The sequence below is a fragment of the Tessaracoccus sp. MC1756 genome (genome assembly GCF_014164735.1).
In the GTDB taxonomy this organism is placed as follows: domain Bacteria; phylum Actinomycetota; class Actinomycetes; order Propionibacteriales; family Propionibacteriaceae; genus Arachnia.
This window is the reverse complement of the sequence record NZ_JACJFZ010000006.1, coordinates 22,972-38,244: the sequence shown is the minus strand read 5'-3', so window position 1 is coordinate 38,244 and position 15,273 is coordinate 22,972. Positions and strand designations below refer to the sequence as shown.

The window sequence follows — 15,273 nt, the reverse complement described above, 5'->3', positions numbered from 1 at the left end:
GCACCCGCGACGGGGGTGTCAGGTGTCGGAGGTCGTCCACGCGTCGCGGCCCTCCCACGTGCAGACACACACCTCGTTGCCCTCCGGGTCTGCGAGCACCCAGAAGCTGGGCGCCTCGGTGTCGTTGATGATGGTGCCACCCGCGTCGGTGGCCGCCTTCAGCCGGGCCGGGGCCTCGTCGTGGGCGACGGTGAGGTCGAGGTGGATCCGGTTGCGCTGCGAGCGGGGCTCATCCATCTGCTGGAACCAGATGGGCGGACCGATGAAATCCGGATCCGTGAGGGCGTCGTCGTCCAGGTCCCAGCCGGTGACGGCCTGCCAGAAGGCGGCCACCGTCGGGATGTCGAGGGCGTCGATGGCGATCTCGAGCTGCGCCAGCCTGCCGGGCTCCGACGTGAAGCCCCGCTCACGGACGAGCTCGGTCACGGCGGTGCCGAACCGCACGTCGCGGTCCGTGATGGCGCCGACGTCGTGGCTGGCGACCGCGAGGTGCACGCGGTTGTAACGCACGTCGATCTCCGGATGGTGGTCGTGCTCGTTGGCCAGTGCCGCTACGGCGTTCACGAAGCTGAGGGCCTCGTCGAACGAGCCGGCGTCGACCAGGAGGTGCATCCGGCCGAGGAGGTAGCGCCACTGGGGCAGTTGCTCACTGGCATCGTGTCTGGTGAGTTTCGTCATGCCACACGATAAGCCGGGGCGGGTGCCGGTGTCTGTAGAGTTGCGGTGGCTCGTCTCCCTGCAGAAAGGGGCACCCAGTGTCAGACCGCAAGCCCCGTGTCGTGCTGTTCCGGCACGCCCCCGTCGACTTCGATTCCCGCGCCAAGCGCATCGCGGGCACCCTGCACAGGGGAGGCTTCGAGCCCATCATCATCTCCCTGGAACCCGCCGGCGGGACGTCCGAGGAGTTCCTGCTGGACGACGCCATCCGGGTCATCCGGGTGCCGCTGGCGTTCCGGCCCAAGGAGTCGCTGCTGAAATCGGTGCCGACGGATCCGAATGCGCCGGACCCGGCCGTCGAGCAGGTGCGCGCGCTGCGTCGCCGCCGCGGGATCTATGCCGAGCGGGTCAAGGGTGCTGACGCGGCCTCGGCCAAGGCCGCCGCGCACTACGCGAAGCTCACGGCCCAGATGGCACCCTTCGTCGCCGGCCGGCTCGGCCGACGCGTGGCCCACCGCGTGGGGTGGGCGCTCGACACGGTCACGGCGCCGCTGCGTCCCGATGCCGCGCACCGTGACCTCTACCGCGACCTCGACCTCGCCACCACGCTGCCCATCGCGGACCACACGGCCTACACCCTCACGGATCTGCTGATCTCGCTGCGGCCCGACATCCTGCACGCCCACCACCCCAACGTGCTCCCCGCCGCGTGGCAGGCGCTCGACGCCCTGCGCTCCGCCGGCCACCCCGTCCGCGTCTCGCTGGACATCCGCGAGAACTTCACCGGCCTCCCGGACAAGGAGATCGGCGACATCGTGGCCCACCGCACGCTGCTCGAGTTGCAGCGTCGCTTCATGCCCTTCGCAGACCACGTCACGTCGGTGAACCAACAGATCGCCGACATCGTCACGGAGCAGTACGCCCTGGAGCGCCCTGCCATCGAGCTGCGCAACTACCCGGTGCTGGCGGAGCCCACCGGTCCCCGCACCGTCCGCGAGGCGGCAGGGGTCGACGACGGCACGCCGTTGATCGTCTACTCCGGCGTGATGAGCCGCGCCCGCGGCATGGACACCCTGATCGACGCCATGGCGCACGTGCCGACCGACGCCCATCTGGCCATCGTCACGATGCCGTTGCCGCATCCCATGGAGCCGGAGCTGATGGAGCAGGCCGAGGGGCTGGGCGTGGCGGACCGGATCCATTTCGTGCCCGCCGTGGACCAGAGCGAGCTGATCCACTACCTCAGCGGCGCGGATGTCGCCGTCCACCCCATGCCCGGGGGGTCGCCGAACCACGACCAGGCCATGCCCAACAAGCTGTTCGAGTACCTCCACGCCGGCCTCACGTTCGTCACGTCCGACGCCAAGTTGCTGGCGCAGTTCGTCACCGACAACGGCATGGGCCGCGTGTTCCGCTCGCATGACGCGGAGGACCTCGGCCGCCAGTTGACGGCCGCGCTGGCGGCCCCCGTGCCGGCCGAGCACCTCGCGGCGCTCGCCGAGCGGTACTCCTGGCAGCACAACGAAGCGGTCATCCTGAAGGAGTTCTCCAGGCTCGCCATCCTCACGGAGACGGACCCCCGCAGCGGCCGGGCCCGGATCACGCCCGCTGAGGCGCCCTTCCGCGCGCCGGGCTCCGCCGTCGAACCGCCGCACGTGGTGCTGTTCCGGCACGCCCCGGTCGACATCGACACCCGCGCCAAGAAGATCGCCCAGACCCTGAGCCGCGGCGGCTACCGCGTCTCGATCGTGTCGGTGGAGCAGCCTGGCAGTGCCCCCGGCGAGGCCGTCATGAACGACGTGCGGATCATCCGGGTGCCCCTGCAGAATGCGCCGGCCGCACCGCCGAAGCCCACCTCGCTGCCGGAGCGCCTCGTCGCCAAACTGCAGCGCGACGCCCCCGCGCGGGTCCGGGCGCTGGTGACCCCGCCGTCGCAGCGCCCCGAGGCCATCATCGAGGCGCACACCGGCACCCTCGCGCAGCTGCTCGTGAGCCTGAAGCCCGATGTGCTGCACGTCCACCACCCGTACGTGTTCGACGCGGCCCGCGTCGCGCTGCGCCGGCTCGGCCCCGAGGTGCGGATGGTCTACGACGCCCGCGAGAACTGGGCCGGCCTCCCCGCCGTCGAACGGGGCGCCCGCGCGCGGCACGAGATGCTCGTGCACGCGGAGGCGGCCGGCATCGTGCACGCCGACGGTGTGCTCACCGTCGCCGAACCCCTCGCAGACGACCTCAAGGCCAGGTTCCGGCTGCCGCGGCGCCCGACGGTGGCGCTGCACTATCCGGTGGAGTACCCCTTCGTCGGCACGCGCACGGTGCGGGAGGCGCTCGGCCTGGGCGACGACGTTCAGCTGCTCGTGTACTCGGGGGTCCTGAGCCGGGCCCGCAACCTGGACCTGCTGATCAGGGGCCTGGCGGAGCTCCCGGAGCACGTGCACCTGGCGCTGGTGGCGGTTCCGTACCCGCACCCCCGCGAGGCCGAGTTGCGAAAGGTGGCCGATGTCGCCGGGGTGGCCCAGAGTCGCCTGCACTTCGCGCCCCCGGTGGACCAGCACGAGTTGGCGTACTACCTGAGCGGCGCGGATGTCGCCGTCTCGGCCATCCCCAAGGGGTCGCCGAACCACGATCTGGCCCTCCCCAACAAGCTCTTCGAGTACCTCCACGCGCGCCTGCCGCTGGTGCACGCCGACGCGGCCGCCATGCGGGCGTTCACCCGGCGTGAGGGCACCGGCACGGTGTTCCGCAGCGGCGACCTGGCCGACTACCTGCGCGCGGTGCGGCAGAACCTGGAGTCGCCGGTGCCCGCCGAGCTGCTGGCGGAGAAGGCCGCGGAGCGCACCTGGCAGCACCTCGAGCCGCGGATCCTGGGTCTCTACGACCGGCTGACCGGCTTCATCCATACGGAACCGGGGCCGGACTTCCCGCCGATGACGGTCACCGAGGTGGTCGACAGGGAGGGCTGACGCGGCCGTCCGCTGCGCGTTAGGGTGGAACACATGCGCGCTGTCATCGTTGAGGCCCCCGGAGATGTCGACGTCCTGAACATCGGCGAGGCGGCGAAGCCCACCCCCGGCCCTGGCGAGGTGCTGGTGCGTACGGTCGCCTCCGGCGTCAACCGGGCTGATCTCCTGCAGCGCCAGGGCCACTACCCGCCCCCTCCCGGCATCACCGACATCATCGGCCTCGAGGCCAGCGGTGTCGTGGAAGAGGTGGGCGAAGGCGTCGAGCGCTGGAAGCGGGGTGACGAGGTGGTGGCGCTGCTGGCAGGCGGCGGCTACGCGGAGTTCTTCGTCGCGCCGGAGGGCCAGCTCATCTCGCCCCCGCCGGGAGTGGACCTGGTCTCGTCGGCCGGGGTGCTGGAAGTGGCGGCCACCGTGTTGTCGAACCTGCGCGTGGGGAACCTGGCCCACGGTGAGGTGTTCCTCGCCCATGGTGGCGCCGGCGGCATCGGCACCTTCGCCACGCAGTACGCCCAGGCGCTGGGCGCCGTCGTCGTCGCCACCGCGGGCAGCGAAGCGAAGCTCCAGCACTGCAGGGACCACGGGGCGGACTTCGCGTTCGACTACCACGGCGACTGGGTCTCGGAACTCCGGGAGGCCACCGGCGGTGCCGATGTCATCCTGGACATCATCGGCGCGAAGTACCTCGAGGCCAACGTCAAGGCCCTGAAGAAGCGGGGCCGCATCGTCGTCATCGGCCTGCAGGGCGGGGTGAAGGGGACGCTCAACCTGGGCGCGCTCCTCTCCAAGCAGGCGAGCATCACCGCCACCTCGCTGCGCTTCCGGCCGGACACGGAAAAGGCGGAGATCTGTGCCGCCGTGGAGGCGCAGGTATGGCCGATGTTGAATGACGGCCGAATCAAACTTTCCCCAGAGACGCGCATTCCCTTCGACGAGGTGCGCACCGCCCACGAAAAGCTCGCCGGAGGCGACAATGTGGGCAAAATCGTGCTGGTCCACTGACCCCCGGAGTTGACGACACGCCGAGGTACAGAACCGTTTCCAAACTGGCTCGGCAGCCTTTGTTTCATGATCAAACAGCCTTGGGCTAGGCGAATCACCGCACCTATGGCGCGCGTGTCACAGTGCCGACTCCAGGCCGAATTCCCCACCTATTGACCTTTCCGTAACGACTGTTCTAGCGTCGGCCTCAGCCAGTGCTGGCCAGGGGGAGGCAGGACGCAGCCCCCGTACATTCAGGCCCGACTGCGGGTGCCTCCGTGCGTTCCGCCGTGCCTAATCAATTCTTGGGGAAGAAGTCATGGAACAAGTCAGCATTCGTCGACCCTTGGCGTGGATGATCGCCATTGCAGTCCTTCTCAGCGGGTTCTTCGCAGCCTCCCTCAACAGGGCCTGGGCGGCCCCTGAAGAAGGGGTTGCCGACATCAAGGGGTTCTTGTCGACGAACCCCACGGGGAACCTGGCCACCTGGTCCGAGGACCTCGGAACGGTAGGTGCGTTGGCGCTGCCGCTGCCCCTGGTGACGTCGTCGCCGGGGGCATTGCTGGGTGTGGACGACCTCATCCAGAAGGTGGTCGTCGACACCCTGTCGGGCGTCGAGAACTTCACCGACCTGACCACGGGCACCTTCCCCCTCACGCTTCCTGACGGGCGCAGCGGCACGCTGATCACGAACGCCACGCAGGTCGGCGCCGGCTGGCGCGTCGACTTCACGGCGACCGTGAACCGCACCGTCACCGGCCTGGACCTCCACCTCGCCGACGCCGCCACCGGCGTCGACCTCTCCGTCACCGGCGGCGTCTCCGCCGCGGTCACGGCCCAGCTGAAGTTCAGCATCCAGGAAGACGGCAGCGGCGGGGTGTGGATGATCCATGACACCGCCCCCACAACCCGGTCGCCCCGCCTCGACATCGACGTCACCGCCACCGTGACCGCCAACGCCAAGGCCGCCGTCGGCATCCTGGGCGTGACGCTGCCCGACTCGGACCTCTCGGTCGAACACCACACCGTGGCCACCTTCAACGACCCCAACAACGACGGCAAGCTCGCCTTCGTGGGCAACCAGGCTGAGCTGGCCGCGGCCGGCTCGCTCGAGGGCCTCGTGCAGGCAGACCTCGATGTGGACAGCGAGAGTTCCATCTCCGGCGAGTTCACCCTCGGCGCCGATACGTCCGTGACCATCCCGGGCTTCCCGACGAAGGTGAACGCCACCGTCGCCGTCGACTGGCCCGACATCACGCAGGGCGCGCCGCAGGTCACCGCGACCGGCTTCGACGCCACCCTCGGCAAGTTCCAGAACATGAACCTCCAGAACCTCGCCGACGGGCTCGCCCGCGTGATCACCGCCATCAACGCGATCCAGCAGCGCAACTACGACTCCGGTGGCGTGCCTACCGGCAACCTGGACCTGCCCTTCATGCGCGGGACCCTGGCCGACGTCATCGCCATCGCCGAACCGCTGAAGGCCTTCCTCGCGGACAACGTCTGGTCCGACGGTGACCCGGCGAGGCTGGGCACCCCCAAGTTCAGCTCGCTGCAGGACCTCCTGACCAAGCTCAACGCCAGCCTCGATCTCGGCACGGTCAGCTGGGACTCCACCAACAACAAGTTCGTCATCCCGCTGGAGTTCTCGGGCACGGCCTCCGGGAACCTCGACAAGGCCGCACAGGACCTCTCGGGCACCAGCAGCACCTTCACCGACACCACCATGACCGTTTCCGGCACCCCCTGGGCGGGCCAGGACCTGTCCGGACGTCGGGTCGTCGCCGGCTCATCGGGCGGCGAGATCGCCAGCAACACCGACAACTCCATCACCCTCACCGGCAACTGGGCACCCACCACGCCCACCGGCACCGTTAACTGGGTGATCTCGGGCCCGGAGGAGCGCACCGGCGCCATCACGTTCGCCGATGTGCTCACCAACGACGACGGCGCGGGCATCCTCGGCGCGAACGCCGAAGCCAGTGCGGCAGTGGTGAGCGCCACCCACAAGGCCACCATCACCGTCGTGCTCGACCTGAACGACCCGGTGACGGGCATCGCCTGCGCGCCGGCGGACAAGGCAGGTCAGCCCTGCCCGTACGAGACCACCGTCGCGGGCATGAAGATGCAGGTCGACGAATGGCCGCTGCCCACCGACCGGGTGATGCTGCGGACCGGCTCCACCATCTACACCGCAGACTTCCCGATCGAATCGACGATCGACATGCAGGCCCGTGCCGGCTTCTTCAAGGTCAACATCAAGGGCGACCTCGTCATGTGCCGCTCCAGCCAGAACGACGCGTGCAGCGACACCGGCACCGACCCCATGGTCTCGATGGCGCTGAAACCCATCGGCGATGCGCAGCACGACATCCGGCTCAGCAAGCTCGTCAGCATGCTCGTGACCGATCCCGGCGCCGTGCTGACCCCCGACATCAACATCCGCGCCAAGGCGACGGCGAGCATCACCGTGCCGGAGCTCGAGGGCTTCGTCGGCAACGACGTGACGTTCACCCTCAACTGGACGGATCTGACCGACCCCGACACCCTCGTCTTCACCGCACCGAACTTCTCGAAGCTCACCTCGCTCGATTTCTCCGTTGACAACCCCAAGGCGTTGTTCAACATGGTGATCAAGCAGCTGCAGACGCTGGTGCACAACATCGCCGAGGCGGACCCCGCCCAGGACACCACCGGCGCCTACACCACCAAGCTGCCGGGCATCGGCCGCTCCCTGCGCGACCTGGTGCTCAGCGACGAAGCCAACGGCGACAAGGGCGTCAGCTACGGCGCCAAGACCCTCGTCGACAGCACCCGCACCACTGCGGCAGCCAAGTTCACCCAAGCCATGGTGGGCCGCGCGATCACCGTCGGCACGCAGGTCAACATCGTGGAGTCGGTCAGCGATGACGGCACCACCCTGACCATGGTCAAGAACTGGGATGCCACCCCGGTGGCCGGCACGCGCTACACCGCTCGCGCCGCGCTGCTCGACGCCGTCGACTGGCTCGTGGCCAACAACCCCGACACCATCCAGGACCTAGTCACGCAACTCAACTCCAGGCTCGGCGGCACACCGCTCTCGGTGGCCTACGTGCCCGGGACGGCGCCGGCGCCGGCCAGCCTCGTGCTGAAGGTGGCCTGGAACCGCAGCTACCGCACCGACACCCCCATCGCAGTGGACCTCGGCGCGCTCGGCGACGTGGTCACGGTCAAGGCGACCGGCCAGGCGCAGGCCGGCGTCACGGGTTCCGTCAACGTCGGGATCCTGGTGCCACTCAGCACTGCGGATCCGGGCTTCAAGGTGATGGAGGACTCCAGCATCTCGGTGCACGCCAACGCCTCCGGCGAGGGTGTTCTCACCGGCACCCTCGGCCCGCTGTCGCTGTCGCTGGGTGACCCGTCCGGCGCGGAAGGCGCCGAGAAGGCCAAGGTGGCCGTGGATCTCGGCGTGCGTATCGGCGTCGACGGCGCCACGGCGAACACTCCGGTGGACTGGGCGACGTTCATGGCGGGCGCCGGCGTGAAGCTGAACCCCACGGGCATGACCACTCAGAACGTCACCTGTGAGACCGGCATCACCACCCCCCTGATGGCGTGTGCGAACGTGCCGCTTTTCGCCAAGGGCGTGAGCGATTACACCTCCGTGGGCGCCCTCAAGGTGCGCTTGCCGCGCTCGTCCAACCTGGCCGACCTGCTGCCCAGCGGCAACCTGCCCGCGCCCGACGACGCGCTCAAACAGCTCGACATCCCGGCTGATCTCGCCGCGCGCATCGCCGCTGCGGTGCTGGACTTCGGCCAGTTCGAGCACGGCCTCGACAGTTACCTGGCCACAGCTGAGGTGGCACTGCGGGCGGCCTCGTTCGAGGGCAAGCTGCCGCTCGTCGGCAAGGACCTGCAGCAGGGCGCCGACTTCCTCGGCACGCTGCGCACCACGCTGAAGAATGAGGTGCTCGGCGGCCTGACCAGCTTCAGCCCCAAGGACTGGGTGGCAGAGGTCAACAAGCGCCTCGACGAGAAGCTCACCGCAGCCGGCCTCCAAGCGGTGTCCCCGCTGGTCGGCCTGGAGTGCAAGGCGTTCCTGGAGCCGGCTACGGGCCTGACGGCAGTGGCCGTGCCTGTTCCGGCGGCGGACGCCGTGAAGCAGACGTACGAGTACCGCGTCGTCGCCTATCAGGGCCCGGCGGATGCCAAGGAGGACACCGTCGCGAGCAGCGTGGCCTCCGTCGAGCAGGCTGCACTGTCCGCGAGCGTGGGCGTGAAGCTGGACTGGACTGCTGTCGCGGGAGCGACCGGCTACAAGGTGCTGCGCAAGCTCTCCACCGACGCCGAGTTCATGTTCCTCTTCGACGTGGGCTCCGCTCTGACCTACACCGACAACGGGACGGCCACAGCGGCCGCCTACACCCTCGTCCTCGAGAAGCCCCAGCTGATCGACTGCCCCGCCAACCAGGTGGGCGGGGTCACGCTCGAGGTGACAGTGCGCGATGAGTTCACCGGCGCGTCGCGTCCGCTGGACATCGGCATCCCCGGCCTGTCCCTGAAGGCTGACCCGGCGAGCGGTCAGAGCACCGTCAGCGTGGGCGCGAAGTTCGCGCTCCACCTGAAGGTGGGCCTGAACCTCAACGACGGCTTCTACGTGGCCACGCAGGACGGCTGGGACACCGTCGACGGCAACGCCGTGGCGAGCCCCGAACTCGGCGTCGAGCTGAACGTCACCATGCCCGCCAAGGTGGAGGCGAAGCTCGCCTTCATCGGCGTGGACATCACCTCGGCCGGGGCGCCTGAGGTGTTCACCGGCCACTTCAAGGTGGATCTACACAAGCCCGGGCAGACCGGCAGTTGCTTCGCCGCCACTGACGCCCTGTGTGCGCCGAGCGACAGCGCCAAGCTGACGTTCGCCGATCTCAGCACGGCCGCCATGGGAGACCTGTTCGCAGTGTCGATCGGCGCCGCTGTCACCATCGACTGGGATATCGAGTCCCGGATCGAGATCGACGGCGACGACTCGCTCCTGCCTGGTGTGAAGGTCAACTTCGAGCTGGGCTGGACGATCTCCGCCGACAACGACGGCGGTTCGCTGCGGTCCAGCGTCGGTACCCCGACGATCGCGTTCAACGACTTCCAGATCGACGCCGGCAAGGTGTTCTCGGACATCCTCGGCCCCATCCTGGAGAAGGTGAAGAGCGTCACGGGGCCCATCCAGCCGATCATCGACGCGCTCTACGCGCCGCTGCCGGTGCTGTCCGACGTCAGCAAGGCCGCAGGCGGTGGCGACATCAGCCTGTTCACCCTCGCGGAGACGTTCAGCACGCTCGCTGACGGACCCGACCTCACCATGGTGAAGCGCATCACGAACGTGATCACGCTGCTCAATTCGCTGCCCAAGTGCACCACCAGTTGCTGGGTGACGATCGGCAGCTTCGACGTGCTCGGCGACGAGGCGCTCGACACGACGCTCACCCCGGACGTGGCCGGCAGCCTGATCACCGGTGGCGTGCCGAACGCCACCCTGCTGTCGGATCTCAACGGGAAGGCCGACGGGTCCGCGCCCGCCACCTTCACCGTTCCGGGGGGATCGGCGCCCGCAGGCAAGGCGAATGAGGCCGGCATCACGTTCCCGATCTTCCAGGAACCCACCAAGGCGTTCGCCCTGCTGATGGGCGGCGACATCGACATCGTCAAGTTCGACTCCGGCAACCTGACGCTGGGCTTCGCCTTCAGCCAGGAGTTCGGACCGGTCTACGCACCGCCGCCGGTGCTGCTGACCCTGTCGGGTTCGGCGTCGATCACGGCGCGTATCCGGGCCGGCATGGACACCTACGGCATCCGCAAGGCCATCGAGATGCGCGACACCGCCTCCGCGGGTGAGCTCGCGGTCAGCGTGCTCGACGGTCTCTACTTCGACACCAATGACGAGAACGGCAAGCCGCTCCCGGTGGTCACGCTCAAGGGCGAGATCGCCGCCGGCGCGATGGTCAGCGTCCTGGTCGTGTCCGTGGGCGTCGAGGGTGGGCTGGGTCTCACCGTCGGCCTCTACTGGAACGATCCGAACAACGACGGGAAGTTCAGGCTGACGGAATTCGTCCAGGCACTGGTGGTCAACCCGTTGTGTCTGTTCCAGATGTCTGGCCGGGTCTATCTGTTCCTGCAACTCAACATCAAGATCGGCGTGAGCATCTTCTCCGTGTCGTTCTCGGTGCGGTTGGTGGAACTGACCCTGTTGGACTTCACCGTGAAGGTGGACTGTTCGCCGCCTCCGCCCAACGTCGGCGGCGTGGTGGGTGACACGCTCTACGTCTTCACCGGCAAGCTCGGCACGGACTCCTACCGCGGCGCCCCGTGGGGCGCCAAGGCTGACGGCGACGCCGAGGTCATCAAGGTCACGCAGCTCCACTACGCGCAGACCACGGCCAACATCGACGGCACCGACGGCGCCTACGACGGCATCAAGGTGCAGATGCTCGGCATCACGCGTGAGTTCCACGACCCGGGCATCAAGCGCGTCGTCGTGGACGGCACCAACAGTCCTGTGCCGATGAAGCTGACGTTCAGCGGTGACGGCCAGCGCCAGACGGAGGTCACTCCTGAGGGCGCACCGCCGCCGGCAACCACGGCGTTCGACCGTGAGGTCGTCGTCAAGGGCACCGGATCCGCCGACCAGATCACGGCGGGCAACGGCCCGGCGTACATCGACGGCGCCGGTGGCGACGACGTCATCACCACGGTGGACACCGGACTCACGGTGAACGGTCTCGTCTCCAAGGCGTGGGTCGCCGGTGGCGCTGGTGCCGACAACATCACCGTCGGTGACGGCGACAACAAGGTGGCCGGCGACGCCACCCTGGCGTTCACCCAGAACACCTCTGCGCTCACCACCGTCAAGGCAGTGGACGCCGAGAGCGACCCGCCGGACATCCCGGTGGGGGCCGTGATCGCCTACGCCTCCGCGAAGGATCCGACGACCCAGGCCCAGGGCGACAACTGGGCCGGCGACACCATCCGCGTCGGTCTAGGCGCCACCAAGGTGCGCGGCAACGCCGGCGACGACACCATCTCGGTGACGACCAACACGCCGACGCTGAGCTCGACGGGCAGCAGGCTCATCGGCGACGACGGCAACGACCGCCTCAACGGTGGGGCCGGCAACGACGTGATCTTCACCGGCGCTGAACTCGACTACGGCGTGGACGATGTCGGCTCCGACGACGCCGACGTGACGACGTTCAACATCGTCAACTCGGGCGAGGGCAACGACTTCGTCTGGGGCAGCAAGGGTGTCGACTACCTGACCAGCGGCTCGCTGAGCAACCAGTCCACGCAGCTGGTGGGCGGCGACGCCAACGACGTGCTCGTCGGCGGCCTCGGCACCGACAAGCTCTACGGCGGCCCGGGCGACGACTACCTGTCGGCAGAGCCCGCCGTGGTGGGGGACCCCGCTGTGGATCCGCACACCATCGACGGCGTCACCTACGGCCCCCTCCGCAGCGTGACCGCGCTCGCGCTCCCGCCGGGAGCGACGCCCAACACCAAGACGCTGGTCGGCGGCCTCGGCAACGACCACGTGTTCGGTGGCGACGGCGCCGCGCTGATCTACGGTGACAAGTTCAACCAGGCCGAGCAGTGCAAGGCCGGCGCGACGGTCGTGTCCGACCCGGTGGCAGAGTCGACGACCGCCGCCACCGGCGACGGCAACGACTTCATCATCGGCGGGAAGGGCGTCGACACCGTCTCAGCGGGCGGCGGCGACGACCGCGTGCAGGCAGGCGGCGGAAACGACCTGGTCTGCGGCCAGCACGGCAGCGACAAGCTCGACGGCCAGGGCGGCGACGACCAGCTCTGGGGCGGCGCAGGGGTTGATTCCGTCTGGGGCGGCGACGGCGAGGACGACGTGTTCGGCAACGCCGACAACGACTTCCTCTACGGCGGCAACGGCGCGGACGTCATCGAGGGCAACGCCGGCGATGACTGGGCCTCGGGTGGTCACGACGACGACCTCGTCGTCGGTGGCACCAGGGCGGCAGGCAAGGCCGACGGCGCCGACCAGCTGTACGGCGACCAGGGTCGTGACCGGTTGATCGGCGACAACGCCACGGCGGCCGCGCTCAGCGTGCCCGTCGACCTGGCGACAACGGACCAGCCGTCGACGCTGGGTGGCAAGGACACCGTCTGGGGCGGCGACGACAACGACACCGCCTTCGGTGGTCTCGACGACGACACGGTGTACGGCCAGGGCGGTGAAGACCACCTCGAAGGCAACAACGGTGCAGACACCGTCTTCGGCGGCGCCGGCCACGACATGATCGTGGGCGGCTCGTGGGAGCGGGCCTCCGCAGGCATCGGCCGACCCGACGTCGGCGACCGCCTCTTCGGTGAAGAGGGCGACGACCTCATCGCCGGCGACAACGCCATCATCGCGGTCGTCCCGCTGGCGCAGAACCATCAGATCCTGCGCAACCGGATCACCGATGGGCGCTCGATCGTCCCGCTCGACCTCGGCGACGCGCCGACGGCGGGCACTTCAGGGGCGGACGAGGTCTACGGCGGCGACGGCACCGACGTCATCCTGGGCCAGGGCGGGCATGACCGCCTGATCGGCAACGCCGGGGCAGACCTCATCGAGGGCTGGGCCGGGACCGACTGGATCGAGGGCAACGACGGTGACGATGATCTCATCGGCGGCTCGAGTTGGGCGCTGTCCGGCACTGGCGACACCACCGTCGGACAACCCGACGTGGCCGATGCCATCTTCGGCGGCGACGGCGACGACGCACTGCTGGGCGACAACGGGCGCATCACGCGTCCGTCGACCGGCGAGGCGAGCATCGCGGCGCTCAAGCGGATGGGCTCCGACGGCGGCAGCCTGGTCACGGCACGCTGGGTCGAATGGTTCGATCTCGCGGCCGGTGGCGCGGCCACCCGCTACGGCGACGACCGCCTCAGCGGCGGCGACGGCGTTGACGGCATCTGGGGCCAGGACGGCGCAGACGTCATCTCCGGCGACGGCGACGGCGACTACATCGAGGGCAACGGCGGCGCGGACACCATCCGCGGCGACCTGCCGATCGGTGAGGCGTCGGCCAAGACGCCCGGGGCCACGGTTCTGGCGGATCCCGGGTGGCCGGGCTCGGCGAGTGCCGCAGCCCAGCTGATGGGACCGGGCGCACCCGACGGCCAGGACGACATCATCGGTGGCAGCTCGCGTCGCGCATTCCGCGACACGGGCGACATCATCGAGGCCAACGGCGCCGACGACGTGGTCATCGGCGACAACGGCACCCTGCTGCGCAAGCTCCAGGGCATGCCGGGCGAGCTCTCCGAGGCCGTGTTCACTGAGCGGTACCCGATCGGCGCAGTGCCTTCGGGTGCCACCGCGGTGCGGGTCTCCGATCCGGCCTCCGGCGAGCCGACGACCAGGTTCTGCAGCGCGAGCGGCACCACCTGTGAGCCGGTGGGCGCCTTCGGCGACGACATCATCTACGGTGACGACGGCGACGACGGCCTCTGGGGCCAGGACGGCAACGACACCATCCGTGGTGGCAACGGCAACGACGAGGTCTACGGCGAACTGGGCAGCGACGAGCTGTTCGGCGAGGCCGGTGACGACGCGATCCTGGGTGACCGGGGCGGCGTCAAGACCACCTACCTCGACGGCGACCGTGGCCCGGCAGGGTTCACGGTGTCGCTCAAGCAGCCGCCCGCCGAAACCTTCACCGGGTTCCGTCGGGGCGTGTTGGATCGACGCATCGACCTGCTGCACGACACCAACGGCGGCGTGTGGCTCGGTTCCAGCACCACCAACGTGATGCCCCATCCGGGCACGGTGGAAGGTGGCCGCGACCGGATCCGTGGCGGGCTGGGCTCCGACGTCATCGACGCCGGTGCTGACGACGACCTGGTCAACGGCGACTCCGGCGGAGACCGGATCTTCGGTGGCAACGGTGAGGACGTCCTGTGGGGCGGCCGCGGGTGTGACCCGTTGGCCGACGCCGCAACGACGGACTGCCTCACCAACGGCGCGTTCGACGCCTCGTCGCGGGGCGACAACGACCGGTTCGTCGACCTCGTCTTCGGCGGCGCGGGCGAACTGGACACGGCCAAGCAGGACGTCATCGGCTCGGACATCATCGACTGGGCGCCGCGCGGCGGCTTCGCCAGCTGCACCACCAGCGACTGGCCGGTCAATCTCGGTGCACAGCTCGTTGACCCGTGTGCCTGGTTCGAGATGACCGACACCGCAGACGCCGATGTCGCCAACAACCAGCACCACCAGGGCGTGGACTGGCTTTACGGGGGCCTCGACAGGGACGTGCTGCAGGGTGACGTGACGGCCAACGGCCCGAACTCCGGTGACCGGCTGATGGACACCACAGGCGCCTTCAACCTGTACTCGCACTGCAACGCGGCCTACGGCGGCTTCAACGACCTGCGGGTCATGTCGCCGGCGGTGCGTGACTTCGTGCACCAGCTGGCGTGGTCGGCCGGGGCCGGCCAGACGGTGGGGGATGTGACCACGAAGGGCACCTCCGCCTTCACCGAGACGGCGATGGTCTACAACTCCGACATGAAGCGGGCGGCAGGACCTGCCTACCCGAACACGCCGGGTCACTTCGACATGCCGGCCTGCCAGCCGTAACCGTCGAACGGTCGGCCCCACCCCTCCTTCGGGCGGGGT

Annotated in this window: 4 protein-coding genes; 3 read left to right on the top strand and 1 reads right to left on the bottom strand. The window is 69.0% G+C overall.

Annotated features, from left to right (window positions below; genetic code table 11):
* Positions 1-18: 18 nt before the first annotated feature.
* Complete coding sequence (locus tag H5393_RS12630; protein ID WP_182766962.1) at positions 19-678, bottom strand: VOC family protein; 660 nt, start codon at positions 676-678, stop codon at positions 19-21.
* A gap of 77 nt (positions 679-755) precedes the next feature.
* On the opposite strand from H5393_RS12630, the gene H5393_RS12625 reads away from it, so the two are divergent.
* The 3 genes from H5393_RS12625 (at position 756) to H5393_RS12615 (ending at position 15,234) form a co-directional block, all read left to right on the top strand.
* Positions 756-3,620: a glycosyltransferase gene (locus H5393_RS12625; protein ID WP_182766961.1), complete on the top strand. Its 2,865-nt coding sequence runs from the start codon at positions 756-758 to the stop codon at positions 3,618-3,620.
* 33 nt (positions 3,621-3,653) lie between these two features.
* Entirely contained in the window at positions 3,654-4,619 is a 966-nt protein-coding gene (locus H5393_RS12620) for an NAD(P)H-quinone oxidoreductase (RefSeq protein WP_182766960.1), read from the top strand.
* Positions 4,620-4,953: 334 nt separating this feature from the next.
* The gene (locus tag H5393_RS12615; RefSeq protein WP_182766959.1) at positions 4,954-15,234 is read left to right on the top strand and encodes a calcium-binding protein; all 10,281 of its coding nucleotides are present in this window, start codon (positions 4,954-4,956) and stop codon (positions 15,232-15,234) included.
* Positions 15,235-15,273: the final 39 nt, after the last annotated feature.

What these genes read in the sequence shown, in the direction of transcription:
- H5393_RS12630 (WP_182766962.1), bottom strand. Translation starts at nt 678, where the DNA reads ATGACGAAACTCACCAGACACGATGCCAGTGAGCAACTGCCCCAGTGG.
- H5393_RS12620 (WP_182766960.1), top strand. Translation starts at nt 3,654, where the DNA reads ATGCGCGCTGTCATCGTTGAGGCCCCCGGAGATGTCGACGTCCTGAAC.
- H5393_RS12615 (WP_182766959.1), top strand. Translation starts at nt 4,954, where the DNA reads ATGATCGCCATTGCAGTCCTTCTCAGCGGGTTCTTCGCAGCCTCCCTC.